The sequence below is a fragment of the Streptomyces sp. NPDC057743 genome, assembly GCF_042798755.1.
GTDB lineage: Bacteria > Actinomycetota > Actinomycetes > Streptomycetales > Streptomycetaceae > Streptomyces.
Window position 1 is genome coordinate 23,563 of sequence record NZ_JBHVJX010000036.1, and the last position, 26,677, is coordinate 50,239.

The 26,677-nt window shown below is 71.5% G+C and carries 19 protein-coding genes and 1 pseudogene; 7 read left to right on the forward strand and 13 right to left on the reverse strand.

Features of this window, described 5'->3' with window-relative positions; translation table 11 throughout:
* Window positions 1-154 precede the first annotated feature (154 nt).
* Window positions 155-1,681: an apolipoprotein N-acyltransferase gene (lnt, locus tag ACFVFQ_RS31055; RefSeq protein WP_383422429.1), complete on the forward strand. Its 1,527-nt coding sequence runs from the start codon at window positions 155-157 to the stop codon at window positions 1,679-1,681.
* Between the two features lie 24 nt (window positions 1,682-1,705).
* Here the strand turns inward: lnt and ACFVFQ_RS31060 are convergent, their stop codons facing one another.
* Both ACFVFQ_RS31060 and ACFVFQ_RS31065 read right to left on the reverse strand, forming a co-directional pair.
* Entirely contained in the window at window positions 1,706-2,602 is an 897-nt protein-coding gene (locus ACFVFQ_RS31060; protein WP_383422431.1) for a Gfo/Idh/MocA family protein, read from the reverse strand.
* Window positions 2,603-2,665: 63 nt separating this feature from the next.
* Window positions 2,666-3,880, reverse strand: coding sequence for an FAD-dependent monooxygenase (locus tag ACFVFQ_RS31065; RefSeq protein WP_383422433.1), 1,215 nt, complete (start codon window positions 3,878-3,880; stop codon window positions 2,666-2,668).
* Between the two features lie 214 nt (window positions 3,881-4,094).
* Between ACFVFQ_RS31065 and ACFVFQ_RS31070 the strand changes: the two genes are divergently transcribed.
* A complete protein-coding gene (locus tag ACFVFQ_RS31070; RefSeq protein WP_383422435.1) occupies window positions 4,095-4,730 on the forward strand; it encodes a TetR/AcrR family transcriptional regulator in 636 nt (211 codons plus the stop codon).
* 53 nt (window positions 4,731-4,783) lie between these two features.
* On the opposite strand, the gene ACFVFQ_RS31075 is transcribed toward ACFVFQ_RS31070, so the two are convergent.
* The 8 genes from ACFVFQ_RS31075 to ACFVFQ_RS31110 all read right to left on the reverse strand — a co-directional run bounded on the left by ACFVFQ_RS31075 (window position 4,784) and on the right by ACFVFQ_RS31110 (window position 11,401).
* Complete coding sequence (locus tag ACFVFQ_RS31075; RefSeq protein ID WP_383422437.1) at window positions 4,784-5,341, reverse strand: hypothetical protein; 558 nt, start codon at window positions 5,339-5,341, stop codon at window positions 4,784-4,786.
* Window positions 5,342-5,529: 188 nt separating this feature from the next.
* Window positions 5,530-6,198 (reverse strand): uracil-DNA glycosylase, encoded by a 669-nt coding sequence (locus ACFVFQ_RS31080; protein WP_383422513.1) that lies wholly within the window; start codon window positions 6,196-6,198, stop codon window positions 5,530-5,532.
* A gap of 288 nt (window positions 6,199-6,486) precedes the next feature.
* Complete coding sequence (locus ACFVFQ_RS31085; RefSeq protein ID WP_383422439.1) at window positions 6,487-7,257, reverse strand: SDR family oxidoreductase; 771 nt, start codon at window positions 7,255-7,257, stop codon at window positions 6,487-6,489.
* A 43-nt stretch (window positions 7,258-7,300) separates the two neighbouring features.
* Window positions 7,301-8,062 carry a 3-oxoacyl-ACP reductase FabG gene (fabG, locus tag ACFVFQ_RS31090; protein WP_383422441.1) on the reverse strand — a complete coding sequence of 254 codons (762 nt, stop codon included), beginning with the start codon at window positions 8,060-8,062 and terminating at the stop codon, window positions 7,301-7,303.
* 229 nt (window positions 8,063-8,291) lie between these two features.
* The gene (locus ACFVFQ_RS31095) at window positions 8,292-8,687 is read right to left on the reverse strand and encodes a DUF3037 domain-containing protein (protein ID WP_383422443.1); all 396 of its coding nucleotides are present in this window, start codon (window positions 8,685-8,687) and stop codon (window positions 8,292-8,294) included.
* On the reverse strand, window positions 8,684-9,508 hold the full coding sequence (locus ACFVFQ_RS31100; protein ID WP_383422445.1) for a HipA family kinase: 825 nt from the start codon (window positions 9,506-9,508) through the stop codon (window positions 8,684-8,686). The genes ACFVFQ_RS31095 and ACFVFQ_RS31100 overlap by 4 nt, the downstream gene beginning before the upstream one ends.
* 99 nt (window positions 9,509-9,607) lie before the next feature.
* Window positions 9,608-10,678 carry a pyrimidine utilization protein A gene (gene rutA, locus ACFVFQ_RS31105; protein ID WP_383422446.1) on the reverse strand — a complete coding sequence of 357 codons (1,071 nt, stop codon included), beginning with the start codon at window positions 10,676-10,678 and terminating at the stop codon, window positions 9,608-9,610.
* A gap of 237 nt (window positions 10,679-10,915) precedes the next feature.
* Window positions 10,916-11,401 (reverse strand): SRPBCC domain-containing protein, encoded by a 486-nt coding sequence (locus ACFVFQ_RS31110; RefSeq protein ID WP_383422448.1) that lies wholly within the window; start codon window positions 11,399-11,401, stop codon window positions 10,916-10,918.
* A 650-nt stretch (window positions 11,402-12,051) separates the two neighbouring features.
* Here ACFVFQ_RS31110 and ACFVFQ_RS31115 point away from each other — a divergent pair.
* Complete coding sequence (locus ACFVFQ_RS31115) at window positions 12,052-14,121, forward strand: prolyl oligopeptidase family serine peptidase (RefSeq protein ID WP_383422515.1); 2,070 nt, start codon at window positions 12,052-12,054, stop codon at window positions 14,119-14,121.
* A gap of 23 nt (window positions 14,122-14,144) precedes the next feature.
* Here ACFVFQ_RS31115 and ACFVFQ_RS31120 read toward each other — a convergent pair whose 3' ends face one another.
* The gene (locus ACFVFQ_RS31120) at window positions 14,145-14,789 is read right to left on the reverse strand and encodes a cysteine hydrolase (RefSeq protein ID WP_383422450.1); all 645 of its coding nucleotides are present in this window, start codon (window positions 14,787-14,789) and stop codon (window positions 14,145-14,147) included.
* Window positions 14,790-15,065: 276 nt separating this feature from the next.
* Here ACFVFQ_RS31120 and ACFVFQ_RS31125 point away from each other — a divergent pair, with 276 nt between their 5' ends.
* The 3 genes from ACFVFQ_RS31125 (at window position 15,066) to ACFVFQ_RS31135 (ending at window position 18,656) form a co-directional block, all read left to right on the forward strand.
* Complete coding sequence (locus tag ACFVFQ_RS31125; protein WP_383422452.1) at window positions 15,066-15,566, forward strand: pyridoxamine 5'-phosphate oxidase family protein; 501 nt, start codon at window positions 15,066-15,068, stop codon at window positions 15,564-15,566.
* 179 nt (window positions 15,567-15,745) lie between these two features.
* Window positions 15,746-17,254, forward strand: coding sequence for an acyl-CoA synthetase (locus tag ACFVFQ_RS31130; RefSeq protein WP_383422454.1), 1,509 nt, complete (start codon window positions 15,746-15,748; stop codon window positions 17,252-17,254).
* Window positions 17,247-18,656: a carboxyl transferase domain-containing protein gene (locus ACFVFQ_RS31135; RefSeq protein WP_383422455.1), complete on the forward strand. Its 1,410-nt coding sequence runs from the start codon at window positions 17,247-17,249 to the stop codon at window positions 18,654-18,656. Before ACFVFQ_RS31130 ends, ACFVFQ_RS31135 begins: the two co-directional genes overlap by 8 nt.
* A gap of 234 nt (window positions 18,657-18,890) precedes the next feature.
* Here the strand turns inward: ACFVFQ_RS31135 and ACFVFQ_RS31140 are convergent, their stop codons facing one another.
* Together ACFVFQ_RS31140 and ACFVFQ_RS31145 are read right to left on the reverse strand one after the other, a co-directional pair.
* Window positions 18,891-20,960, reverse strand: coding sequence for a hypothetical protein (locus tag ACFVFQ_RS31140; RefSeq protein ID WP_383422457.1), 2,070 nt, complete (start codon window positions 20,958-20,960; stop codon window positions 18,891-18,893).
* A gap of 964 nt (window positions 20,961-21,924) precedes the next feature.
* Window positions 21,925-22,171 (reverse strand): annotated as a pseudogene (locus ACFVFQ_RS31145) (IS481 family transposase); the annotation flags it as partial.
* A 316-nt stretch (window positions 22,172-22,487) separates the two neighbouring features.
* Here ACFVFQ_RS31145 and ACFVFQ_RS31150 point away from each other — a divergent pair.
* A complete protein-coding gene (locus tag ACFVFQ_RS31150; RefSeq protein ID WP_383422459.1) occupies window positions 22,488-26,669 on the forward strand; it encodes an endonuclease/exonuclease/phosphatase family protein in 4,182 nt (1,393 codons plus the stop codon).
* Window positions 26,670-26,677 lie beyond the last annotated feature (8 nt).

Below are 26,677 nucleotides of genomic sequence, written 5' to 3' on the forward strand. Positions count from 1 at the left end.
CATAAGGGCTGGTAAGACCGCACCACCGCCCGACATTCCGGATGCGCAAGAAGTGGCGGAAGTTGTCCATGCCTGATCACCCTTGAGCGTGGCAAGAGATATCGACGTGACACGGCAGCACACGTTGGGGCGCGCATGGCGACAGGGGGCCCGTATGGACATACCGCTCGGCCACCGGGTGCGAGGGGACGGCTCCCTCTGGACGCGGGGGCCGGCCGCCGCCCTCGCCGGCGCGCTGCCGGCCCTCGCCTTCCCGACGCCGTCCCTGTGGTGGCTGGCGTATGTGGCGCTGGTGCCGTGGCTGCTCCTGGTGCGGTCGGCCGGCAGCGCGCGGCGGGCCGGGCTGTACGGCTGGTGGGGCGGCGCCGGGTTCATGCTGGCGGTGCACCACTGGCTGCTGCCGAGCCTGCACGTCTTCATCGTCGTCCTGGCGCTGTTGTTGGGGGCGCTGTGGGCGCCGTGGGGGCTGCTGGTGCGGGCGCTGCTGGGCGGGGTGCCGGGCCGGGGACGGTGCGCCGCGGCGCTGGTGTTGGTGCCGGCCGGCTGGCTGATGGTCGAACTGGTCCGGTCCTGGGAGTACTTGGGCGGTCCTTGGGGGCTGCTGGGCGCCAGTCAGTGGCAGGTGCCGCCCGCGCTGCGGCTGGCCTCGCTCGGCGGGGTGTGGCTGCTGAGCCTGCTGATCGTGGCGGTGAACACCGCGCTGGCCGGGCTGCTCACCGTCCCGAACGCCCGGGTGCCGGCCGTCGCCGGACTGTTGGTGTGCGCACTGGCCGGCACCGCGGCCTGGTGGTGGGCGCCGCGCCCGCGGCCCGCCGGGACGGTACGGATCGCGGTCGTCCAACCGGGCCCGACCGGCACGCCCACCCAGCGGCTGGCCCGCAGCGAGGCGCTCACCACCGCGCTGGCGGGCCGCGGGGTGCGCCTGGTCGTCTGGGGCGAGAGCAGCCTCTATGAGGACCCGGCGGACCACCCGGCGCTCGCCGCCCGGTTGGCCGCGCTGTCCGCGCGCACCGGCGCCGACCTGCTGGTCAACGCCGACGCACTGGACGCCGGTCGGCACGGCATCTCCAAGAGCGCGGTCCTCATCGGCCCGCACGGCCCGACCGGGGACCGCTACGCCAAGATGCGGCTGGTGCCGTTCGGCGAGTACATCCCGGCCCGGTCCGTGCTGGGTTGGGCGACGAAGGTGGGCAAGGCCGCCGCCAGCGACCGGCGGCGCGGCACCCATCAGGTGGTGATGCCGTTGCCCGCCACCGGCGGCCTGCGGGCCGGCCCGCTGGTGTGCTTCGAGACGGCGTTCCCGGACATGAGCCGCCATCTGGCCGCGGACGGCGCGCAGTTGCTGGTGGCCCAGTCCTCCACCGCGACGTTCCAGGACAGTTGGGCGCCCGCGCAGCACGCCTCCCTGGGGGCGCTGCGCGCCGCCGAGACCTGGCGCCCGATGGTGCACGCCACGCTCACCGGGATCAGCGCGGTATACGGACCGCGCGGCGAACCGGTCGGCGCGCGCCTGGGCACCGACCGCAGCGCGTCGGCCGTCTACGACCTGCCGCTGGCCCGGGGCACCAGCCCGTATACCCGCTGGGGCGACTGGGTGCTCTACGGGGCGGTCGCCGCGCTGCTCGCCTACGGGCTGACCGGGGCGGTGCGGGCCACCAGGCGGCGCGGGGCCCCCAGTTAAGGCGGCGCCCGCGCCGGCCCCCGGTTACCCGAGCGCCTCGGTGACCACCCGTTCGCACAGCTCGTGCGTGCGCAGGGCGTCCTGGGCCGAGGTCCGCCGCCCGGCCCGGACGTCGTCGAGGAAGGACTTCACGATCTGCTCGATGCCGCGCTGGCGGGCCACCGGCTCCCAGTCGCCGCGGCGCCGGATGCTCGGCCGCCCGTCGTGGTCGACGACCTCGGCGAGGTTGACCACCTGGCGCCGCGCGTCCTGGCCGGACACGTCCAGCACCTCCTCGGCGGAGCCGCTGCGGCGGTTCATGGTGCCGATGGCGGTGAACCCGTCGCCGGACAGCTGGAGCACCACGTGGTCCATCAGGCCGTCGCGGACCCGGGCCCGCACGTCGATGTGCTCGATCTCGCCGGGCGCCAGGAAGCGCAGGGTGTCGACGACGTGGATGAAGTCGTCCAGGACCAGGGTGCGTGGGTCCTCGGGCATCCCGGTGCGGTTCTTCTGCAGCAGGATCAGCTCGCGGGGGTGCTCCCGGCACGCGGCGTACCCGGGCGCATGGCGGCGGTTGAAGCCGACGGCCAGGCCCACCCCACGGCGTTCGGCGAGGGCGACGATCCGCCGGGTGTCGGCGAGGTCGTAGGCGATCGGCTTGTCGACATAGGTGGGGATTCCGGCCTCGATCAGCCGGGTCACGATCTCCGGGTGGGCGACCGTCGCGGCGTGCACGAAGGCGGCGTCCGGGCCGGCGGCGAGCAGCGCGTCCAGGTCGGCGTGGAGCTGCCGGTCGGCCAACCGGTAGGTCTCGCCGGCCTGTTGGAGCGCGACCGGGTTACGGGTCTGCAGGTGCAGCTCGACCCCGGGCTGGACGCCCAATACGGGGAGGTACGCCTTGCGCGCGATGTCTCCGAGTCCGATGCAGCCGACCTTCACTCAACTTCTCCCTTGGGTCTTCGGGTCCGCCGCGGCGGGTGGCGGGGCGCCCGTCCTCGCAGCTTACGGGGCGGTCGGCGGCCGCCAGTCGGCGATGCCGTCCAGGCCGCGCAGCGCGAGGTCCGGTGCCAGGCGGGCGGTGGCCGCGATCAGGGCGGCGCGCAGCGCACAGGCCGGCCGGGAGCGCCAGGTGGTGAGCCGGCCGATCCGTCCCGACCGGCGAACCACGTCCATGGTGCGGGGCAGACGCTGCCGGGTGTAGGCGGCCAGCGCGGTCGCCAACGGGGCGTTGGGGGCCGCCTCGTGGGCGAGGACCACGGCGTCCTCGACGGCCTGACAGCCGCCCTGCCCGAGGTTGGGCGTCATCGGGTGCACCGCGTCGCCGAGCAGGGCGACCCGGCCGTGGTGGAACGCGGGCGGCGGGGCGGCCGCGGCGTACACGTCGTTGCGGAGGACGGCGGCCGGTTCGACGGCGGCCAGCAGCTCCGGGACGGGCCGGTGCCAGGTGCCGAACCGCCGTATCAGTTCGGCCCGTTGGTCACCGCCGGCCCGGTCGCCGCCGGGCGGTACGGCCGCGGTGGCGTACGCGTAGATCCGCCCGTCGTGCAGCGGCAGGGTGCCCCAGAGGCCGCCGGGGCCCCAGGTCTCGTGCGCGGTGTCCGGGTCGGCGGCATGACCGGGGGCAGCGGCGGCGGGCACCACGAAGCGCCAGGTGGTGAAGCCGGCATAGCGGGGCGCGGGGTGGTCGGGGAAAAGCGTCCGGCGGGCCGCGGAGTGGATGCCGTCGGCCGCGACGACGAGATCGGCGGTGAGCTCCTCCGGTTCGCCGTCGGGGTCGGTGCACCGCACCCGGGCCGGGCGGCCGTCCCGCAGCGGATCGCCGGCGTCCAGGAGGGCCGCCGAGGCCCCGATACGGACCGCGGCGGTGGGCAGTTGGGCCGCGAGCAGGGCGACCAGATCGGCGCGGTGGGCGACCACGACGGGACCGCCGAACCTGCGGACCGCCGCCGCGTTGTCCGAACGGGCCAGCAACCGCCCATCGGGACGGCGGATCTCGCCGGCCAACTGCCAGGAGGCCAGGGCGCGCACCGCGTCGCCCACGCCGATGGTGTCCAGAGCCCGTTGGGCGTTGGCGGCCAGTCCGATGCCCGCGCCCACCGGTTCCAACGCGGCGGCCCGTTCCAGCACGGTGACCTGCCAGCCCCGCCGGTCCAGGGCCACCGCGGCGGTGAGCCCGCCGATCCCGCCGCCGATCACGATCGCGGTGCGCTGCCGCATGCCGCCGCCTTTCTCGCCTCTGCCGTGCGCCGATGCACCCAGCCTCGTCGGATGCCCGCGCGACACGCAACTACGCCTGTAGTGCCGAGCGGACAAGCAGAGACTACACCTGTAGTGCGTGCGGGACGTGCCAGACCGCGAACACCCGGGGCACGGGGCGGGCGCCCACTACGGGCGTAGTTACCGGCCGTCCTCCCGCGCTAGGCTCGCCGGCATGAGTCCCCGCAAGGCCGCCGCTTCGCCCGCTCCCCTCCCCCGGCACCAGCTGATCGCCGACACCGCGCTGTCCCTGCTCGCGGAGCGCGGGATGCGGGGTCTGACGCACCGGGCCGTCGACGAGGCGGCCGGGTTGCCGCAGGGTTCCACGTCGAACCTCGCGCGGACCCGGGCGGCGCTGCTGGAGGCGGCGGTGCGGCGGCTGGCCGAGCGGGAGGCGGCGGTGCTCACGCCGCAGGAGGTGGCGGAGGCGAGGCCCCCGGCATCGGCGGACTCGGCGGTGGCCGGTGGGTCGGCGGCGCTCGCGGATGCCCTCGCACTCGCCCTGCATCGCTATCTCTCGCACCACCGCGAGCTGTTGATCGCCCGTTACGAGCTGGCGCTGGAGGCCACCCGTAGGCCGGAGTTGCGGGAGGTGTACGACCGGGCGGGCCGGGCGTTCCGGGAGCCGGTGGCGACGCTGCTGGCGGCGGCCGGCTCCACGGCGCCGGAGCGGCACGTGCTGTCCCTGGTGGCGTGGTGCGACGGGGTGCTGTTCTCCTGCGTCGCGGGGCAGTTCCACGCCGATGTACCCACCCGCGATGCGCTGGGCGCCTCCTGCGCGGAGCTGCTGGAGGGGATGTTGGGCGGCTGAGGAGGGCGGCTGGCCGGGCCTCGTCGGTTGCCTGGAGGGGCCCTTGCCGCCCCCTAACGGAACGGTCCCGCCGCGCCCTCGATGCGCAGTTCCAGGCGTTCGATCGCCTCGGTGAGGCGCCGGCGGTACTCGCCCTCGGCGAGGGCGCGGACCGAGGTGCGGGCCCGGCGGAGCTGGGCGCGGGCGTCGGCCGGGCGGTCGAGCCCCGCGTAGTCGGCGGCGAGGTTGAGGTGGAGGGCGGGGAAGAACGCCCTTAGCGCGGCGAGCGGTTGGCGGGGGCCCGGTCCGTCGGCGGGGCCGGTGGGGCGGGCCCGCGCGGGGCGCTCGGTGACGAAGCCCTCCGCCGCCTCCAGGGCGCGCAGGTCCCAGTCCAACTCGTCCCGGGGATCGTCCTGGGTGTCGGCCATGTAGTGCGCCAGGGCGCAGCGATGGAAGGCGTCGCCGCGCGGCCCGATCTCCTGCCACAGGGCGGCGAGGCGGTTGCGGGCCTCCTCCCGGTCGCCGGCGCGATGCAGCATGATCGCCTGGCCGATCCGGGTCAGCACACCGTCCTCGCGCTCCGCCGACCGCCGCTGCTCCGCCACCGCGCACTCCCCGTCCTCGCTCGCCACCGTTGGCTCCCACGACGCTAACCGCCGGGCGGGGGCCGCGCGCGGTGTGCGCGACGCGCCGGGTTGCTAGGGCCTGTCCGACCCTGACCCATCGGACCGGCCCTAGGTCCTGTCAAACTCCCGTCGTTCGCCCGGAGGGCGGGCCGGGCGGTGGTCGGCAGGCGGGAGTTTGACGACAGGGGCCCAGGTCAGCCCAGGTCAGGGATGCGCCAGTCGATCGGGGTGTGGCCCTGGGCGGCGATCGCCTCGTTGATCTGGGTGAAGGGCCGGGAGCCGAAGAACTTCTTCGCCGACAGCGGGGAGGGGTGCGCGCCCTGGACCACCGCGTGCCGCTCCTCGTCGATGAGCGGCAGCTTCTTCTTGGCGTAGTTGCCCCACAGGACGAAGACGGCCGGGTCCGGCCGCTCGGCGACGGCGCGGATCACCGCGTCGGTGACCTTCTCCCAGCCCTTGCCCTTGTGCGAATTGGCCTCGCCGCCGCGGACGGTGAGCACGGCGTTCAGCAACAGGACGCCCTGCTGCGCCCAGGGCATCAGATAGCCGTTGTCCGGCACCGGGTGGCCGAGCTCCTCCTTCATCTCCTTGTAGATGTTCCGCAGCGACGGCGGGGTCTTGACGCCGGGCTGCACGGAGAAGCACAGGCCGTGGCCCTGGCCGGGGCCGTGGTACGGGTCCTGGCCGAGGATGAGGACCTTGACCTGGTCGTAGGGCGTGGCCTCCAGCGCCGCGAAGACCTGCTCGCGGGGCGGGTAGACCGGCCCGGCTTCCCGCTCCTGCTCGACGAAGTCGATCAGCTCCTTGAAGTAGGGCTTCGCCAACTCCTCGCCCAGGACCCCGCGCCAGGACTCGGGCAGCATGTCGGTGACCACGTCAACAACCTCCGGTGTGCGTTCCGTTCTCGTCACACGAACCTACCGGCGACCACTGACAGTCCCCGCCGCGGGCCGCCCGCGGGGGCCGTGCACGGCAGCATCCCCCGCGCCCTCGCGCGGTGTCCAACCAGGCCGCCCGGGCGCCGGAGCGCACGGCTGCTGAACGCAGAGCGCCGGCCCCCTCAGGGGACCGGCGCCAAGCACCCTGCCTCTTGGCACGCGCGCGGCCAAGGCACACCCCTCGGGGCCGCCCCTACTAGCGGCCCCGGGTCGTCACACCCCGGCCTTGAGGAACAGTCCTCCGTCCACGACGAGGTTCTGTCCGGTGACCCAACCGGCAGCGTCGGACAGCAGGAAGGTCGCGGCCCCGCCGATGTCCTCCGGGACGCCCAGCCGCCCCATCGGGTAGGCGGCGGCCGCCTCCTCCTCGCGGTTCTCGTAGAGCGCGGCGGCGAACTTGGTCTTAATCACCGCGGGGGCAATGGAGTTGACCCGAACCGCCGGCGCGAACTCGTGCGCCAGTTGGAGCGTCAGGTTCACCATCGCCGCCTTGCTGATCCCGTAGGCGCCGATGAACGGCGAGGGCGCGACGCCGGCGATCGAGGCGATGTTGACGATCGCGCCGCCGTTGTCCTTCTGCCAGGCGTGCCAGGTGCGTTGGGCAAAGCCGAGCGCCGAGACGACGTTGGTCTCGAAGACCTTGCGCGCCACGCCGAGGTCGAGGTCGGCTATCGGGCCGAACACCGGGTTGGTACCGGCGTTGTTGACCAGGTAGTCGACCCGGCCGAAGGTCTCCATGGCCCGCTCGACGGCGGCGGCCTGGTGCGCCTCGTCGTGCGCCTTGCCCGCGACGGTGAGCACCCGGTCGGCGCCCAGCCTCCCGGCGGCCTCCTTGAGGGCGTCCTCGTTGCGCCCGGTGATGACCACCCGGTCGCCGCGGGCGACGAGGGCCTCGGCGATGCCGTAGCCGATGCCGCGGCTGGCCCCGGTGATCAGTGCCACCTTGCCGGAGGGCGCCGGGAGCCCGCTGTCCTGCTCTGTCATGTCCTGTTCTCCTGCTCCTGTGGTCCTGCGGTCGGTCCGGCGGTCAGCAGAGCGGGCCGCCGGCGACGTAGAGGACCTGGCCGGAGACGAACCCGGCCGCCTCGCCGGTGAAGAAGGCGATGGCGTTGGCGATGTCGTCGGGGTTGCCGACGCGGTGCACCGGGATCTGGGTGGCGGCCGCGGTCTTGAAGTCCTCGAAGTCCATGCCGACCCGGGCGGCGGTGGCGGCGGTCATGTCGGTGGCGATGAAGCCGGGGGCGACGGCGTTCGCGGTGACGCCGAACTTGCCGAGCTCGATGGCGAGGGTCTTGGTGAAGCCCTGCAAACCGGCCTTGGCCGCCGAGTAGTTGACCTGGCCGCGGTTGCCGAGCGCCGAGCTGGAGGAGAGGTTGACGATCCGCCCGAACGTGGCGTCCACCATGTGCTTCTGACAGGCCCGCGACATCAGGAACGCGCCGCGCAGGTGCACGTTCATGACCGTGTCCCAGTCGGTGTCGCTCATCTTGAACAGCAGGTTGTCGCGGAGCACGCCCGCGTTGTTGACCAGGATGGTCGGTGCGCCGAGCTCCGAGGCAACCCGATCGACCGCGGCCGCCACCTGGTCGCTGTCCGAGACGTCGCAGCCGACCGCGACGGCCCGGCCGCCGGCCGAGGTGATCTTCCCGACGGTGTCCTTGCAGGCCGCCTCGTCGAGGTCGAGTACGGCGACGGCGCGACCCTCGGCGGCCAGGCGGACGGCGGTGGCCGCGCCGATGCCGCGGGCCGCGCCCGTCACGATGGCGACGCGCTGCTCGGTGGTGGACATGCGGGTTCTCCTCACCCTCGTTCGTCGAAACCTCGAACACCTCGACCGGCGGCCGCCCCGCTGCGAATGAGCAACCGCTTAGTAGCCTCAGCACGGCTGACGCTAGAAGCCCGGCCACCCCCTGTCAACGCCCCACCACCGCACGCCCACCCCCACACGACGAACGGGGCGGGCCCCAACAAAGGAAACCCGCCCCGCTCCGCGCGCCCAAGGCGCCGTCACCGCGCCGTCACCGCACCAGCAGCCCCAACAGCCGCTCCGCCTCCACGGTCGGATCGGCCGTCAACCCGGTGTGCACCGGCCCCGGCTGGACGATCGTGCTGCGCGGCGCGATCAGCCAGCGGAAGCGCTGCCCCGGGTCGTCACCGGCGGCCTGGCCGGCCCGCGCGCCGCCCGCGCAGACGCCCTCGACGGCGCACAGCGCGGCCCGTACGCCGGCCACGTCCACGGTGGGATCCAGCGCCAGCAGCCGGGCCTCGTCCAGGTGCGTGCGCGCCTCGACGAACCGCCGCGCGCGGCAGTACACCACCACCCCGGCGTTGATCATCTCTCCGCGCTCGACCCGCGGGACGACCTTCAGCAGCGCGTACTCGAAGACGTCGCGCCCGTTGTGCAGTCCGCTCACGTAACGGCCCTCCGCGGCAACTTGCCCACCAGCCACTCCGGAGCCTGCGACGGCCTGTCCTTCGTCGGCTGCCCGATGGTGATCTGGTCGCTGATGGTCCGCGCCCGGGCCAGCAGGGTGCGCACATATGCCGCGCGCAGCTCGTCCGGCGAGTCGAAGCCGGGCTCGCCGGCCAGCCACTCGTCGGGCACGTCCGCGGCGATCTCGTCCAGCAGCTCCTGGGTGATCCGCGGCGCGAACTCCTCGGCCGCGGCGGCCACATCGGGCCCGAACGTCGCCAGCGCGTGATCGGAGGCGTCGTACGGCCGGGCCGAAGCCTTTTCCGCGGTCGGCCAGTTGTGGTGCCAGATCATCGCCGCACCGTGGTCGATCAGCCACAACTGGCCGTGCCACACCAGCAGGTTGGGGTTGCGCCAGGACCGGTCCACGTTGTTGATCAGCGCGTCGAACCACACCACCCGGCCGGCCTCGCGCGCGCTCACCTCGAAGGCGAGCGGGTCGAACCCCAGCGAACCGGGGAGGTAGTCCATCCCCAGGTTCAGCCCCCCGCTGGCCTTCAGCAGCGCCTGGACCTCCTGGTCCGGCTCGCTCAGCCCGATGACCGGGTCGAGCTGCATCCGCACCAGATCGGGCACCCGCAGCCCGAGCCGCCGCCCCAACTCCCCGCAGATGACCTCCGCGACCAGCGTCTTGCGGCCCTGCCCGGCGCCGATGAATTTCATGATGTACGTCCCGCAATCGTCCCCCTCGACGATCCCGGGAAGCGACCCGCCCTCACGCAACGGCGTGACGTAGCGGGTCGCTGTGACTTCGGTCAGCATTTGCCCAGGTTACCCGGGCGTGAGGGGACGGGGTCCGGGGTGCTCCGGCGGAGCTCGGTCACTCGACGCGCGCTCGCCCTGGGGCGGCGCGGCCTTGCCTCACCGCCCCGACCGGGACCGCATCAGCGGCTGGATGCGGGTGCCGAAGTTCTCCACGCCTTCGAGGAAGTCGTCGAAGACCAGCATGATCCCCTTGGTGCCGGACACTTCGGCGATCTCGTCGAGCATCCCCGCGACGGTCTCGTACGAGCCGACGAGCGTGCCCATGTTGAAGTTCACCGCCCCCTCGGGGAGCGCGATGGTCCGGGCGGTGGCGGAGCCTTCGGAGGTCGTGTCGGTGGCCGTCTCGCCCGCCATGTAGGCCAGCGCCGCGCGGTCGGCGTGGTCGTGGTAGTGCTGCCACTTGGCCGACGCGGCCGCGTCGGTCTCGTCCGCGACGACCATGAACAGCGGCAACGCCCCGACGTCGCGGCCGGTTTCGCGCGTCGCGGCCGACAGCGCCGCCGTGGTGTCGGCGAAGGCGAGCGGGGTGTTGACCCCGCTGCCCAGGAGGAAGTTGTAGTCGGCGTGCTCGGCGGCGAACCGCATCCCGTTACTGCTCTGCCCGGCGGCGACGATGTCCAGGTGCCCGTTTGCCGGCCGCGGGGAGAGCACGCAGCCGTCCATCGTGTAGAACTCGCCCGCGAAGTCGCTGACGCCCTCGCTCCACAACTGCTTCATCACGGTGACGTATTCGGCGGCCCGGGCGTAGCGGTTGCCGAAGTGCCCGTCACCGGGCCACAGTCCCATCTGCGCGTACTCGCCGGGGGCCCAGCCGGTGACGATGTTGACGCCGGTCCGGCCGGGCGCGATGGCGTCCACGGTGGCCGCCATGCGCGCGGCGATCGCCGGTGACAGGGCGAGGATCGGGGCGGAGGAGTACAGCCTGATCCGCTCGGTCACCGCGGCCAAACCGGCGGTCAGCGTGAACGATTCGAGGCAGTGGTCCCAGAACTCGGTCTCGCCGCCGAAGCCCTTGAGCTTGATCATCGACAGCGCGAAGTCGAACCCGTGCTTCTCGGCCCGCTGCACCACGGCCTTGTTCAACTCGAAGGTCGGCATGTACTGCGGGGAACCCTTCGAAATGAGCCAGCCGTTGTTGCCGATGGGAAGGAAGACTCCGATGTCCATGCCGCTCCTCGCTGGTTCTGGTGCCCCCCTGGCCCGGGGAGCCGCGCGGGGGCCTTGCGTGCGCGGGCCAAGACCTGCCCGCGCGGCGGCACCGTACACCGCTCCGCCACGAGTACCGGACGGCGGGAGCGCGGTGAACTGGCGTGGGGCGGGGAGGGGTTGGGCCCAGTGGGACGGGGCGATTTTTCGGCGGTCGTTCGAGATCGCCCGGGGGTCGTCCGGGGCGTCCGGGAGCGTTCAGCGGTTGTCGCCTTCGACCCATCGGGCGAGGTTGGCCAGGGTCATGCGCGTGCCCGCTTCGTTGTCCGGCCGGGGAATGGCGTCGGGTACTCCCTCGTGGACGAGCACGACGGTGGTGCCCTCGCCCGTGGGCACCAGGGTGGTGGTGATCGTCATGGTGCCGGCGAACCGCGCGTCGTCCGTGTCGAATTGGAGCACCTCGACGACCTTCTCGTAGGGCACCAGCGCCAGGAACCGCCCGTGGTAGGTGTCGGTGCGTGCCGTCGACTTCCCAACACCGCCTAGCCCGCCCTCGTAGGTGAGCCCGTCCTCGTAGGTGAGCGAGACCCGGAAGGCGCCGCCGATGCGGACGTCGAAGGCGTGCACCCGGCAGCTCATGCCGTCCGGGGCCCGCCACTTGGCGACGGCCTGCGCGTCCAGCAGGGCTTGGTAGACGGCGGCGGGTGGGGCTCCGATGTAGCGGGACGCCTCTGTCACGTACATGCGGGCAAGCGTAGGGCGTCACGGGCGGGGGCCCGCGGCGCGGCGCCCGCGGACCGCCGTCGTCCCGGAGCGCCGTGCACAGGACGTCGTCGACGACGTCACCTCGGGGCTTCTCCGGCTTCCCTGAGACATCGCCACGGGCTTGCCTAAAACGGCTGCGCCGGCGCCCTGGTCTGTGCGTATGATCCGCTGGTCCTGCTCAGCGATCGACCATCGCCTAACTGCCGCGTCCGCACGAGGACTTCCCCGGCCGGCTTCCGGCTGGTCGACCGTGGCCACACCGCGGCCCGTCAGCCACCGAGCGCCGCGCCTGTGCGCACCTGCACACACCCGCCACTACCTGCTGGGTGGCTTTGGTGCTCTCGTGGCTCTGGTGGCTCTGGTGGCTTTGAGAGCCTTCGCCACGGCAGACGCACACCCGGATTCCCGGACACCGGACGCCCGCACATCTGCCCCTCGGCCTGCCCCGTAGGAGCCTGCCCTAGCCCCACCGCCCCTTGGAGGGACCCACCTTGACGCAACAACCGGCCAACCCCGCAACGAAGACAGCAGGCACCGACCACGCCAACCAGGCCACAAAAGCAACCAAAGCCACCAACACCGATGGCTTTCCCGAGCAGTTCGCCCGCACCCGCCGCTTCTCGCTCGGGATACCAAGGAAGTTCACCGTCTCCCCCGACGGCAGTCGCGTGCTGTTCGTCCGCACCGGCTCGGGGCGCGATCCCGTAGGGCGGCTGTGGGAGTACGTGGAAGGAGAGGAGCGGCTGTTGGCCGATCCTGCGCTCCTGGTGGGGGCCGGCGCCGAGGACGTCCCGGAGGAGGAGCGGCTGCGGCGCGAGCGGGCGCGGGAGCGCTCCGTGGGCGTGGTGGGGTTCGCGACCGACGACGCGGCGCGGGTGGTGGCGTTCGCGCTGTCCGGCGCGCTGTGGGTGGTGCGGACGGGCGACGAACCCGGCGCACCGGGGCCCGCGCCGTTCGCGGTGCCGGCCGCCGGGCCGGTGGTCGACCCCAGGCCGTCTCCGGACGGGCGGCACGTCGCGTATGTGACCGGGCGCTGCCTGCACGTCGTCGGCCTGGAGGACGGCAACGACCGGCAACTGGCGCGCGCCGAGGGGCCCGAGGTCTCCTACGGGCTCGCCGACTTCACCGCCGCCGAGTCGATGGGCCGGTCGCGCGGCTACTGGTGGGCGCCGGACGGTCGCCACCTCCTGGTGGCACGGGTAGACACCTCCCCGATGGAGCGGCACTACCTCAGCGACCCGGCGGACCCGTCCCGCCCGCCGCGGATGATCCGCTACCCGTCGGCGGGTACCGCCAACGCCGAGGTGACGGCGCACCTGCTGACCCTCGACGGCGGCCGCACGGAGGTCCGTTGGGACCGCGAGGCGTACGAGTACCTGGTGGACGCCGGTTGGGACGCCCACGGCCCGTTCGTGGCCGTTCAGAGCCGCGATCAGGGCGTGCTGCGGACGCTCGCGGTCGATCCGGCGACCGGCGTCACCGAGGTGCGGCATGAGCGGACCGATCCCGCCTGGGTGGAGCTGGTGCCCGGCACTCCGTCCCGTACGGCAGCCGGCGCCCTGGTGCTCCCGGAGGACGCGGGCGGCACCCGTTTCCTGACCGTGGGCGGGCAACGGGTCACGCCCGAGGGCCTGCAACTGCGCGAGGTGTTGGGCGTCGAGGGCGAGCGGGTGCTGTTCACGGGGAGCGAGGAGCCGACGGAGAGCCATGTGTGGCGCTATGAGCCGGGTGCCGGATGTCGTCGCCTCAGCGGTGGCCCCGGCGTCTGGACGGGCACCGGGCGCGGGGGCACGACCGTTGTGGCAGGCCTGACGCCAGACGGGCACGAGGTGCGCGTCCTACGGGACGGCGGGCCGGAGCCGCGGCCGTCCGGGACCATTGCCTCGCTCGCCGAGGAACCACTGGTCGCGCCGCGGCCGATCCATCTCACCCTGGGTGAACGGGAGTTGCGCGCCTGCCTGTATTTCCCCTCCGGGCACCGCCAGGGTACGAAGCGGCTGCCGGTGTTGCTCGACCCGTACGGGGGCCCGGCGATGCAACTCGCCGTACGGGCACGGGGGTGGACCGGCTGCGTGTCCCAGTGGTTCGCCGAACAGGGCTTCGCGGTCCTGGTGACGGACGGACGCGGTACGCCCGGGCGCGGCCCCCTCTGGGAGAAGGCCGTCCACGGCGACCAGTTGTGGCCGGCGCTGGAGGACCAGGTGGACGCGGTGCACGCAGCGGGGGAGCGCTTCCCTGATCTGGACCTCGGGCGGGTGGCGATCCGCGGCTGGTCGTTCGGCGGGTTCCTGGCCGCGGCGGCGGTCCTGCACCGCCCGGACGTCTTCCATGCGGCGGTCGCCGGCGCCCCGCCCACCGACCAACGGATGTACGACACCCACTGGAAGGAGCGGTTCCTGGGCCACCCCGATGAGCACCCGGAGAACTACGCGCGCTCCTCACTGGTCGGTAGCGGCCACCTGTTGAGCCGCCCCCTGCTGCTCGTCCACGGACTGGCGGACGACAACGTCGCCGTCGCGCACACCCTGCGGTTCTCCGCCGAGCTGCTCGCCGCGGGCCGTCCGCACACCGTGCTGCCGCTACCGGGCGCCACGCACCTGCCCGCCGACGACGCGGTCAACGCCAACCTGCTGCGCTTCCAACGGGACTTCCTCAAGGGCGCGTTGCCCGCCCCGGAGGAGAGCGCCGCGGCGCGGTAGCGGTAACGGGACCGACGGCCGGGTCAACGGGCGCGGCTCGGACGCCGCCAGCAGTCGAGGACGGCGTCGGCGGTGGTGATGGTGGCCACCAGGGAGAGGGTGTTGCGGACCATTGCGGGGGTGTAGTCAGCGGGCACCCCCGCGATGGCGTCCGCCGGAACCACCGCGGTGTAACCGAGGTTGACCGCGTCGAACACGGCATTGGGAATCGCCACGTTCGCCGAGACCCCGGTGACGACGAGCGTGCGGCACCCGAAGTTGCGCAGCAGCGCGTCGACGTCGGTGCCGGCCAGCGGGGAGAGGCCGTGCAGCCTGCGCACCACCAGGTCCTCCTCCGCCACCGGAATGGGGTCGGCGACGCGGACGGCCGTGGATCCGGCCAGCTGCCGCACCGGCAGGCGCTCGGCCGCGCGGAAGAGTCGGGCGTTGCTGCTGGCACCACGGCCGTCGGGACGCCGTTCGGCGACCGCGTGCAACACCTGGACGCCGGCCTCGTGCGCCGCCGCCACCAGGCGGGCGATCCGCACCAACGCCCCGGAGGTACGCGCCACTTCGGCCAGTTCGGGCAGCGCGCTGTCGACCCCGACGACCCCACGTTGGCACTCGACGGTGAGCAGTACCGTCGTGGCCGGGTCCAGTTGCGCAACGAGCCCGGGGTCCGAAGGCACGGGCACTCCCCTCTGTGGAAGGCGCGCCGGCGTCCGCGGATACGGGGCGGCGGGCGCCGGCTACGGGCCGGAAGGCGCGAGGGTATCGACCATTGCGCCCGCCAGGAAGAGCCCCCATGCTTTCCTGACGCAGCATCAGTTCTACTCGATCTGCCCGTCGGACACGACTCCGAATGCCCGACGGACACGACAGCGGGCGCCCAACCCAAGCGTTCCATCAGGCACTTCACGAGCAATGCACCCGAGACTCCACCCGACAGGTGAGGGGCGGCGAGGATGACCGAGACACCGCGCGCGGCCGGCACGGACGACGCGACCGCGCACCAACGGCGCGGACGCCGGATCATGATGACCCCGGGCGAGCTGGACACCTTCCTGGCGGCACAACGGACCTGCCGGGTCGCCACGGTCGCCGCTGACGGCACACCGCACGTCGGCGCGCTGTGGTTCGTCTGGGACGGGGCGGCGCTGTGGCTGTACTCGATCACCCGCAGCAGGCGCTGGGCGCAGCTCCGCAAGGACCCGCGGCTCGCGGTGCTCGTCGACGACGGCCACGCCTACGGGGAGTTGCGCGGCGCCGAGCTGACCGGGCGCGCGGAGTTCGTCGGCGAGACACCCCGCGTGGGAGACCCCTGCCCGGAACTGGCCGCGCCGGAGCGGCTGTTCGCGCAGAAGTACTTCGGGCTCGGGGAGATGCCGCACGACGGCCGGCACGCCTGGCTGCGGCTGGTGCCCGACGCGGTGGTGTCCTGGGACTTCGGCAAGATCCCGGGCTGACCGCACGACGCCGTCGGCCCCCGCCCGCCGAGTTATCCACAGGCCGACGGTGCGGCGATCACAATGTCGGCGGTCTCTGCGAAAGTGGTCTCTGTCAGCCCGTTCCGCGCGGCGGCGCGTGCGGGATCGGGATGGTTCCGGCCCATCGGTCGGAAGCCGACGAGGACGAAGGAGACCCGGTGAACGTGCTCTTCCCCGCACTGCGCGACGGCTCGCCCGCCCCCGCGCTGCGCTTCGGCGACCGTGCGCTCAGCCACCGCCAAGTGGCCGCCGTGGCCAGCCCACTCGCCGAACGGATCGACGAGCTCACCCCCGACAGCGGTGCCACCCGCGTCGCCGTCTGGGCGACGCCGACGCTGGAGACGTCCGTGGGCGTGGTCGCCGCGCTGCTCACCGGAGCGGCCGCGGTGCCGATCAACCCCAAGATCGGCGAGCGCGAGTTGGCGCACATCGTGGCGGACAGCCTCCCCTCCCTCGTCCTCGCCGAGCCGGGCGCCGACCTACCCGGCCCGCTGGCCGCACTCCCCCGCCTCGACGTGGAGATCGTCGAGCCCGACGAGCAGCAACTGCCCGGCCCCCTCCCGTTGGAGCCCGGCAACGAGTCCCCCGCCCTCATCGTCTACACCTCCGGCACCACCGGCCCGCCCAAGGGCGTCGTCCTCCCCCGGCGCGCCCTCGCCCACACCCTCGACGCCCTGGCGGACGCCTGGCAGTGGACGGCCGACGACGTGCTGGTCCACGCCCTCCCCCTGTTCCACGTCCACGGCCTGATCCTCGGCATCCTCGGCCCGTTGCGCCGCGGCGGCAGCGTCCACCACCTCGGGCGCTTCAGCACCGAAGCGGTCGCCCGGGAGCTGTCCGCGGACGGCACGATGCTCTTCGGCGTACCGACGATGTACCACCGTCTCGCCCTCGACGCCGGGGAGAACGCCGACCTCGCCAAGGCGTTGGGCCGCGCCCGCCTGCTGGTCTCCGGCTCCGCCGCACTGCCGCTCACCGACCACGCACGGCTCGCCGCCGCCACCGGCCGCCGGGTGATCGAGCGCTACGGCATGACCGAGACGTTGATGAACACCAGCGTCCGCGCGGACGGCCCGGACTCCACCGGTACCGTCGGCGTCCCCCTCCCCGGCGTCTACGTCCGGCTGGTGGACGACGCGGGCCAGGCCATAGAGGAGAGCGACGGCGAAACGGTCGGCGAGATCCAGGTGCGGGGCCCGAACCTCTTCTCCGAGTACCTCAACCGCCCCGACGCCACCGACGCCGCGTTCGACGGCGGCTGGTTCCGCACCGGCGACATGGCCGTGCGGGACGCCACCGGCAACTACCGCATCGTTGGCCGAAAGGCCACCGACCTCATCAAGAGCGGCGGCTACAAGATCGGCGCCGGCGAGATCGAGAACGCCCTGCTGGCACACCCCGGTGTCGCCGAGGCGGCCGTCACCGGCGAGCCCGACGAGGACCTGGGCGAGCGGATTGTCGCCTGGATCGTGCCGGTCACGGGCCCCGATGTCGGCCCGCGCCCGGACGCCCAGGAGCTCGCCGACCACGTCGCCCGCCAACTCGCGCCCCACAAGCGCCCCCGCACCGTGCACTTCCTCGAAGCCCTCCCCCGCAACGACATGGGCAAGATCCTCAAGCGAGACCTCCGGGCGGCCACACCCCCCGCGGGAGCCGGCGATGCATGAGCAACCACCACCCAGCGCGACCCCGTTGCCCAGCCTCCGCCTGACGGCCCGCCAAGCCATCTCCGCAATCACCGACTCCTACGCCGAATTCACCCCCACCACCGGCCCGCCACCCACCTCCCCACCCGCCGACGGCCCACTCAACTGGCACGGCTACGACGCCTCCCGGGAACGGGCCCGCGCCCGCACCGGCGAGGAGGAGTCGGTGCTCACCGCGCTCGCCACCCTCGGCGGCACCGAAGCCGTGGTGCTCTCCTTCGAGTTCGGCTTCCTCGGCGGCTCGCTCGGCGAGCGCACCGGCGACCGGCTGGAGGCCGCCTACGCCATCGCGCGCGAGCGGCGCCTGCCGCTGGTATCGCTGATCGCCACGGGCGGCAGCCGCATGCAGGAGGGCATGCGGGCCCTGTCCCAACTCCAGCGCGTGGCCGGACAGTCGGCGCTCAACCGCGCCGCGGGACTCCCACAGATCGCGGTCCTCCGCGATCCGACCACCGGCGGCGGTTGGGCGACGCTGGGCGCCGGGGCCGATGTGATCCTCGCGCTCCCCAAGGCCCAGGTCGGCTTCGCGGGCTCCCGGGTCCGCCCTCCGGACGCCGACCCCACCGCCTACTGTGCCGAGGGTCAGTTCGCGGCCGGCCAAGTCGACGCCGTCGTCCCGGCCGACGAGCTCCGCGCCACCCTCCAGCGCTGGCTCCGCCTGCTCGCCGACGCCCCACGACCACCCACCACCCCGCCCAGCCCAGCGCCCCCACCCTCCGCCCTGGGCACCACAGACATGCCGGAATCCGGCTGGGCCGCCGTGCTCCGGGCCCGCGACACCCACCGCCCCCGCGCCGAGTCCTACCTCCGGGCCTACTTCGACGACTGGGAGGAGCTCAGCGGCGACCGCTGCGGCGGTCGCGACCCGGGAATGCGCTGCGGCTTCGGCCACCGCGACGGCCGCACCATCGCCTTCGCGGCCCAATGCGGCACGGCCACCCGCCCATCCGGCTTCCGCACCGCAACCCGGCTGATACGCCTCGCGGACCGGCTCGGCATCCCGGTCCTCACCCTCGTGGACACCCCGGGGGCCGCCAACGACGCGGACGCCGAACGCGCGGGCGCCGGCGCAGCCATCGCCGACACCTTCGCCGCGCTCGCCTCCGCCCGCGTACCGGTGACCTCACTGCTGATCGGCGAAGGCGGATCGGGCGGCGCACTGGCCCTCGCTGCGCCGGGCCAGCTATGGGCCACCCCCGACAGCTACTTCTCCGTGATCGCCCCGGAAATGGCCGCCGCCATCCTCAAACGCGACTCACACGAAATCCAACACACCGCCGACCAACTCCGCATCTGCCCCCAAGACCTGCTCGAACTGGGCATCATCCGGGGCATCGTCACGGCGGAGACAGACAGGGGATAGACACCACACACTTCGGGGCTTCAGGACTTCAGGACTTCGGAACTTCGGGCGTCCCGGCAGGGGGAGGAGGGAGAAAGTGGGAAAGGCGGAACGGCAAGCGATGCTCTGGTGCGCCGTTCAATCCGTCGCCTGTCGGGGAGCGTTGGGCACACCTGGAGCGGCGGTGCGAGGCGAACGACACCCCGCCCAGGTTCCGGCCTGCACCAGGGCGTTCGGGGCGCGCCCCGGGCGCCCTCATGTCGGGTGCAGCCGCCAGTCGCGGGCGGCGTAGGGCCCGATGGCATCACCGCCGCTGTCATGGATCAGGGGGACGGTGAAGACGTTGACGCGGCCGCGTTCCAGGAGGGCGTCGCGCAGCCGGTCGGGATCGGGGGCCAACAGTCGGGAGCGGTGCAGCCTGACCGGGCCGGCCTCCAGGTCCGCGGACGGTTCGGTCAGGCTCAGTAGGGACATCTGGGCATCGGCGACGGTGTGTTGGTAGAGCTCGCGGGTGGTGCGGATGATGGAGTAACCGCCGTTCACGAGCCGGAACACGGTCAGATTCCCGCGCAGCCGGGCCCCCTCGTACAGGATCTGTTGGAGCAGGACGGGCAGTGGATCGGGTACCAGGGCGGAGGCGCCGTCGCCGGTGAAGACGACGACGCTGTCCGCCGTGGTGAGCGCCAGCGCGGGCGCGGCCAACAGCGCGTCGCCCATCAACGCGCGCCCGTACCAGCCCGAGAACCCCGGGCCGGTGCGCGGCAGGTTGCGCACGGCGGAGATCCCGCCGCGCCCCACGTCGTACACGCCGGTGTAGGTGTACCCCTCGTGCTGGATCATCCGGTGCAGCAGGGCACCGAGGCCCGCGAAGAAGAAGCCGTGGCTCATGGGCCGGGACGGGATCTCGGCAATCAGATCCGCGGGGGTGCGCCGGGCCCGTTCGATCACCTGTTGCCGCTGGCGGAGCAGACCGGGGTCGACGTCGAGGTGCTGGCGCACGTGGCGCAGCACGTCACGGAGCGGGGCCACCATCGGCAGGCAGGTGAACGGGGCTATGTGCTCGGCGCGTTCGGTGACTTGGACGATGTGCAGCCGCTCGTGCAGCGAGCGTTCGGAGAACGGTGTGGCGACATCGGGGACGCTGCTCTTCAGGAAGCACAGCGACTGGTCCTGGCGCGGGCGCAGTCCCTTCTCGTCGTGGAGGAGGTTCCACACTCCGGTCGAGTAGCCGTAGAGGCCCAGGGTGCCGACGTACTCCGGCACCCGGCGTCCCTCGTGGTACGCGCTCACCGTGCCTGGCCGGTGGAGGGAGTCGACCAGCGCGATACCGGCGCGGTGTGCGATGTCCCGTACGCGGGCGTGTTCCTCGGCGTCGAGATCCCCGCATTGCCACACCACCCTGGCCGGGCCGTTGTTGACCAGGTGGACGAACTCTTCGATCGCCTCCGCCATTTTGGCATCCGGAAGGGTGGAGGAGGAGGGACGGGGCGCGGCCCTTGGGGGGTCCGGGAGGGCGAGGGGCCCTCCCGTCACACGCAGGGCCCGTGGCGTGGTGAGCAGCACCACTGGACCTTCAGCGGTGTCGTACGCCTCAACTGCCCGTCGCAGATCGTCACTCAACCGCTCGGGATCGTCCAGATAGAAGCAGGTCAGGCCGCGGGCCGCGAAGACGGCGCGAGCGTCCTCCCTGGAATGCACCACTCCCTGAAAGGGCATCCAGCCGTCCGCGGGAGGCTCCCCGAACACGATGAAGCCCTTGCCGCGGGCGTCCCGGAGGTTCGCGAGCGTCCCGCGCAGTTCGTCCACCATCGCGGCAGTCGCCACCAAGAGGAAGGGCGCGCGCGTCAGTTGCCAGCGGGCCATCGCTCCGCAGGCGAGGCTGTGTTCGCTGGGGCCACGCAATACGGGATTGCCACCCGTTTCAGCCAACCGCGTGAGGTCCGTGATCAACTTCGATACGACGGAGCCGGTGAACGCGTGCAGGCCCCAGAGGGAGCCGGACCGCTGGGTCAGGAAAGCCGCGAGGGTACGGGCGATGACCGACGCCGGTTCCGGGGCGGCGGGCTGCCCGCGGCATGCGAGGTGGTCCTGCACGCTGTCGGCCACGGCACAGACCAACTGGGTGGCCAACATCCAGTCCTCGTAGGGCATTTGACGCACGGTGCAGTCAAACCGGCCGTAGGTGAAGAGGGCCCCCTCGACGCTGGCGCTGTTGACGTACACCTGCACCCACGTGGCCGACGGCGGGCGCGCGGTCGCCTCGCGCAGTTCCGCGATTCCGGGCGGTACGGAGACAGGTGGGCCGGGCTGTGGAGACTGGCCCACCTTCGTGGCGTCAATGACCACCAAGACGGGGTCCGAACCCGGGTCCCCTCCCTCCCCCCTTCCGCTCTCCCTCTCCCCTTCAGCCTTCTTCCGCGCCTCTCTTTCCACACTGGCGAACGCCTCGGGAAGCCTTCCCGGACCTGCCAGCCGAAGCAGTCGCGCGCCGAGTTCCGGGCAGGCTCCATCGAGGTAACACCGAACAGTGGCCAATGTCCGTGCATACACCGGGTGTTGGATGGTTGCGAGGTGCTCCGGCGAGGGGCGCACCGCGGCGGGGAACAGCTGACTGAGGACGGTTTGCGCGATCAGGTGGAGGCGCGGGTGCCCGCCCACGACCAGCAGGTGGAGAGTGGGGGTGCCCGGGGCACGGGGAGACATGCCTACCACCTCGGTCTTGTCGGGGAATCTCCTGTATGTCCGGCTGCATTTGGTATCCGCGCTGGGGACCAGCGTTTGGTCCGTACTGCGGACTAGCGCTTGGTCCGCACGGCGGACCAGCATCTGGCGTCTTTACGTGGGACCAGCACCCGCCCCGCGGTAGTCACTGCGCAGCCGCCCCGTGTCGGTCATGACGTGGGGAGAAGTCATGCGCCGGCTCCACCGCGACCGTCGCATCACACTCACTCAAGGAACTCAAGGAACTCAAGGAACTCGATGCCCTCGTGGAGCGAGGATCGGAACGAACAGCGGATGACCGAGCGGAAGAGAACCTCACCCCCTCATCGACGACAACGGGTTGCTGCGCACGAACAGCCGCCCGCGGCCGCCGTCGCACGGGCGCCCCTTCCATCCGGCCCGACAACCGCCGCCCTGCCAACCCCCTTTGGGAAGGCAACCGCGTGAATGCGGTGAATCTCCCGCTCTTGGGGGTGACTCTGTCCAGTGAGGGGCTGTCGCGGCGACCGGGGGTCTGCGCGGGCCAGCAAGGCGCGGAGGGCGTTGCCGAGGAACCGGCTGAACACTTCCGGGTAACGCCGTGGGATGCGAACCAGGCTCTGGCCCTGCGCAAGTACGCGATGGTGGTGGCCTCCTCGTCCGGCAGCGCCCCAGTGGAGGCGAGCGACTGAACCCGTCGACGGCGGAGTGGAGGCAGAAGTAACTAACCACCGCGCTTGCTCTTCGTTCTTGCGACGCTCGGCAGCCTCGGCCTGTTCGCTGCCGCATCCGTGTGCCCTCCAGCCCCCGCCGCCAGAAATCCGCCCCACCTTCTTCTCGCAGCCTGGATGCATTACGCATGCGGATCGCGGCAGCGAATACACACCAGCTGAATTCCGGCGTGAAATAGATGAGTTGGGACTGCGGCAGAGTCACGGAACGAGCCGGGTCGCGTATCGACAACGCGACCGCGGACAGCTTCTGGAGTTGAGCAGCTGGTGCAGCTGTCCAGGATGCGCTGGCGCATCGAGCACGACCACCGCGAGCTCAAATATGAGCAAATGTCACAATGTTCGTTCCGTGAGAATCCTCCCTCGGCCGCCGGCTGTCCGGACGGCGCGAGGGTGTTCTCCCGTCACGACGAAAGACATCATGAGACGCAAGAGATCCATGGCGCCGACGCGGCGCCGCCCGGCGCGATTCGGGGCGTTCCTCCGCACCCACATATCCGCGCTGCTGTCCCTCGTACTGCTCGTCGGTCTGTGCGACATCGCACTCCCGACTGCCCTGGCGAGCGCACAAACCACGGCCCCGGCTCCGGCGTCGGGCATCACCCCCAGACAGAATCCGGCGCCCGTTCCGGAGCGGGCCATCACCTTCAACGCCCAAGGCGGCAACGCCTGGGCGTTCATCGAGAGCAGACTGCTCAAGGACGCCGACCTGGTGGCACTCCAGGAAGTCCAGACGCTGCCGCCCAACCTGTCCAACCCGGTAGCCCTCGACCACAACCGAGATGACCCCCGGGAGACAGACGGCGAGAAGCTGCCCCCTCAGAAGTATCGGCTCGACATGTACCGATGGGGAAAGTCATCACGTGGCCAGGAACCGGGCTACCTCTACTACCTGAAGGTGTACGAGAAGCAGCGGACGAAGGATGCCCCGCTGAATGAGAAGGGCAACGGCGGGAAGTCCATGGCGATATGGACACCGCGGCCGGCCGAGGCGTTCGCTGTCGTAGAGGCCAAGGTCCCGGACAATGACAAGAGGTGGATGCGCGAACGGCCCGCACTGGGTCTGAGGTTCGGGGACACCTGGTTCTACAACGTGCATGCCGCGTCGATCCGGCGGGATTCCACCCCGAATGAGCACTCGGAGGCCCTGGTGCGGACCGTAGCGGCCAAGGCCGCTGCCGAGGGTACGCACTGGCGTGTGCTCGGAGATTTCAACTCCCGCCCTGACACTTTCCACCGCACGTTTCCCGAAGGCGTCAACTGGCCGATCTACTACGCGAAGAAGGAGGACGGGACCCCACTGCCCACGCACCAGAGTGGGAACCCGCTCGACTTCATGGTCGCCGATCAGCAGATCCAGAACTACAGTGTCTCGGCCAACACCAACACCAACGCCGACCACTTCCCGATCCGTTTCGCACCGTGGACCGCTCCGCTGTGCAACACCAACTTCTGGCAGTTCCCGACCCCTTACTTCATGGCCCGCTCCATGGAACGCCGCAGTGCGCCGGCCGCGGCCTGCGAGGACGAGGGCAAGAAACAGGACGCCATCGTCTCGATGGGCGACAGTTTCATCTCCGGCGAGGCGGGCCGGTGGGCGGGCAACGCCAACACCGGTCCGGGGGGCTCGGCTTGGGGCACGGACCGCGCCGCCCGATGCGAGAACGGTGAGGGTGATTGCCGCACCGATCTGGGCCAGGTCTATGAGCCGGGCACCGCGTATGACGTGAAGAAGAACGGTGACGCCTGCGACCGCTCCCTGTCAGCCGAGATCAAGGGCACCGAGATGGCGGGCATACCCAGGGAGCGGCGCTTCAACATCGCCTGTTCCGGCGCCCGTACCGAGCATCTGACGAAGACCGGGTTCAAGGGGCAGCGCCCGCAGGTCGAGGACCTCAAGGACATCGCCAAGGACCACCAGATCAAGATGATCACGGTGTCCATCGGTGGCAACGACCTGAAGTTCTCCGATGTCATCGCGGCGTGTGCCAAGGCGTACTTCGCCCCCTCCGCGCTCGGCGCCTCCTGCAAGAAGAGCGAGCAGGCAGCGTTCGAGGAGCGGTTGCGGCAGGCAGAGAAGGACGTCGCGGGCGCCGTGGAGGGCATCCGGGCCGCGATGCGCCAGGCGGGCCAGAAGGACTCCAGCTACCAGCTGGTCCTGCAGTCCTACCCCAACCCCCTGCCGCGCAGCAGTGAGTACCGCTACCCGCAGGACGACGCACCCGTGGGCGGTGTCCTCACCGCCTACGGCCGCTACCGGAACGGCGGCTGCCCGTTCCTGGACGAGGACACCGACTGGGCGCACGGCTACGTCGTCCCCAAGATCAGCAGCATGCTGCGCGGGGTTGCCGCGCGCAGCGGAGCCTCCTTCCTGGACCTGCAGTACGCCTTCACCGGCCACGAGCTGTGCGCCAAGTCCTCCCAGCAGGCCACCGCGGAGCACTCGTTGAAGAATCCGCTTCCGGCGGCCCAGGCGGAGTGGATCCGCTGGGTTCCTTATGTGGCGGAGGGGACCAAGGACGTCCTGTGGGGTTCCCAGGGGCACCAGCAGGAGGCGATCCACCCCAACCTCTACGGCCAGCAGGCGCTCGGCGCCTGTCTGACCGCGGCCTCCGCCCGGCTCGGCAACGCGCCCCAGGTGTTCACCTGCCGCGGCACCGCCGGCAAGAACCCCGACACGGTGGACGTGGGCCAGGACAAGGTCGACTGGACCCTCAGCAGTCAGAATCGCCGCGCTCCGCAGCCGGGACTGCCGGACTGGAGCCGGGCGGGCTACCGCGGCGGCCAGCCGCTACCCGGCGAGTCCGCGATCAACCCCGACCCGGCCTGCCGGATCGAACCGGCCCGGCTCGCCGCCGACTTCGGCGTCCGCCCCGACGACGGAGTCGATGACACCCAGGGCCTACAGAACGCCATCGAGGAACTGCACGGCCGCTGCTCCCCGTACGCGAACTACGACAAGCTCTCGCTCATCGAGCTGCCCAAGGGCCATCTGAACATTAGCAAGCAGCTGTCTGTGGACGCCTCTTACCTCGTCATCCGCGGGCAGGGCTCGAACCCCAACGACGGCACCCGGCTGGTGTTCCGGCCCGACGACAAGACCCGCTACGACGCCCTCACCCCGGACGGCGGCCGATGGGACCAGAACGGGACGAAATTCTCCTGCAAGATGAAGGGCCCCGACGACAAGACACCCCCACAGGTGGCGAAGGGAGGCTGGATCTGGCCCGGCCGCGGACTGTTCCGCGTCCAGACCCGGGAGATCGCCAATCGCTACGAGGATCGCTGCTGGGACACGCCGGAGAACCGGAAGGACTTGTTCGAGGGCTCGGTCAACCAACACTGGGCCTCGGGTGTGAAGGTCGCCGAAGCGCCCAACGGCCAAGGGTTCGCCGCCCGCCAGGGCGACCGGGTCATCCAGCTCCAGCCCAAGACGAAAATGGACCAGTTCCCGGTGGGCGGGTACATCTGGGTCGGCGCCGCCAACACCCAGAAGTTCTACGACGAGCAGACGGTCTCCGTCGGGAGCAAGGGCATCGAGGACCTGCACATGCGCCAGCAGGTCTTCACCATCGCCGCCGTCGACGAGGGCAAGGGCACCATCACCCTCGACCAGCCGCTGGAATTCGATGTCCCGGTGGACTCCACCTCCGACGGCTCGGCGCCGCTGGGCGGCACCGACGCCAAGCCCTATCCCAGCAAGGTCACCCCGCTGCAGATGGTGGTCGGCGTCGGTTTCGAGAACTTCTCCTTCACCCAGGACATGAAGGGCCTGCCCAAGCTGCGCGGCGGCACCTACGACCTCTCCCCGGAGGACGCCAAGCACAACTACGGCAACCTCGCGCCCGAGTACGCCATGCACGGCATCGTGTTCAAGTGGGCGGCCAACTCCTGGGTGCGCGGGATCCGCGCCGACATGACCGGCTCCCATCCGATCGTCACCGAGGTCGCCAAGAACCTCCAGATCGAACACAACATGATCGACGGCGCGTGGAACAAGGGCAAGGGCGGCAACGGATATCTACGCGGCAGCAGAGTGTGGGACTCGCTCTACGCCCACAACACCACCCGCAACATCCGTCACTTCACCTTCCAGTGGTCGGCATCCAACAACGTCGCCATCGGCAACGACTTCGACTCCGACCTCAACCTGCACGGAGGCTGGGAACGCCGCAACCTCTTCGAGAACAACACGGTGCGGGTGCCCTTCGAGCACCGCTCCAGCAACTGCAAGGCCAACTGCGGCGGAGAAGGCGGTGAGGCCAAGGACAACTCCCAGTGGTTCCCCATCTGGTGGGCTGCCGGGCCCAAGGCGGTCAAGTGGTCGGGCTCCTCAGGACCGCAGAACGTCTTCTTCCGTAACACCCTCACCAAACAGACCAGCCCCGGCGGTCCGTTCGAGACCTACGCCCCCTACGGCGCCACCGGCACCGGAGCCCAGACGGTCTTCCAGTTCGGCTCCGACAGCAGCGATCCATCCCGCTTCCAGCATCCGCCCATCCAAGACTGGGCCCACAACGAACTGCGCGACTTCTCCGGCCAGGGCATCAACACCAGCCGCACCGACGCCGGCCCGTCCCTGTTCCTGAAATCCCTCTCCTGACCCATGCA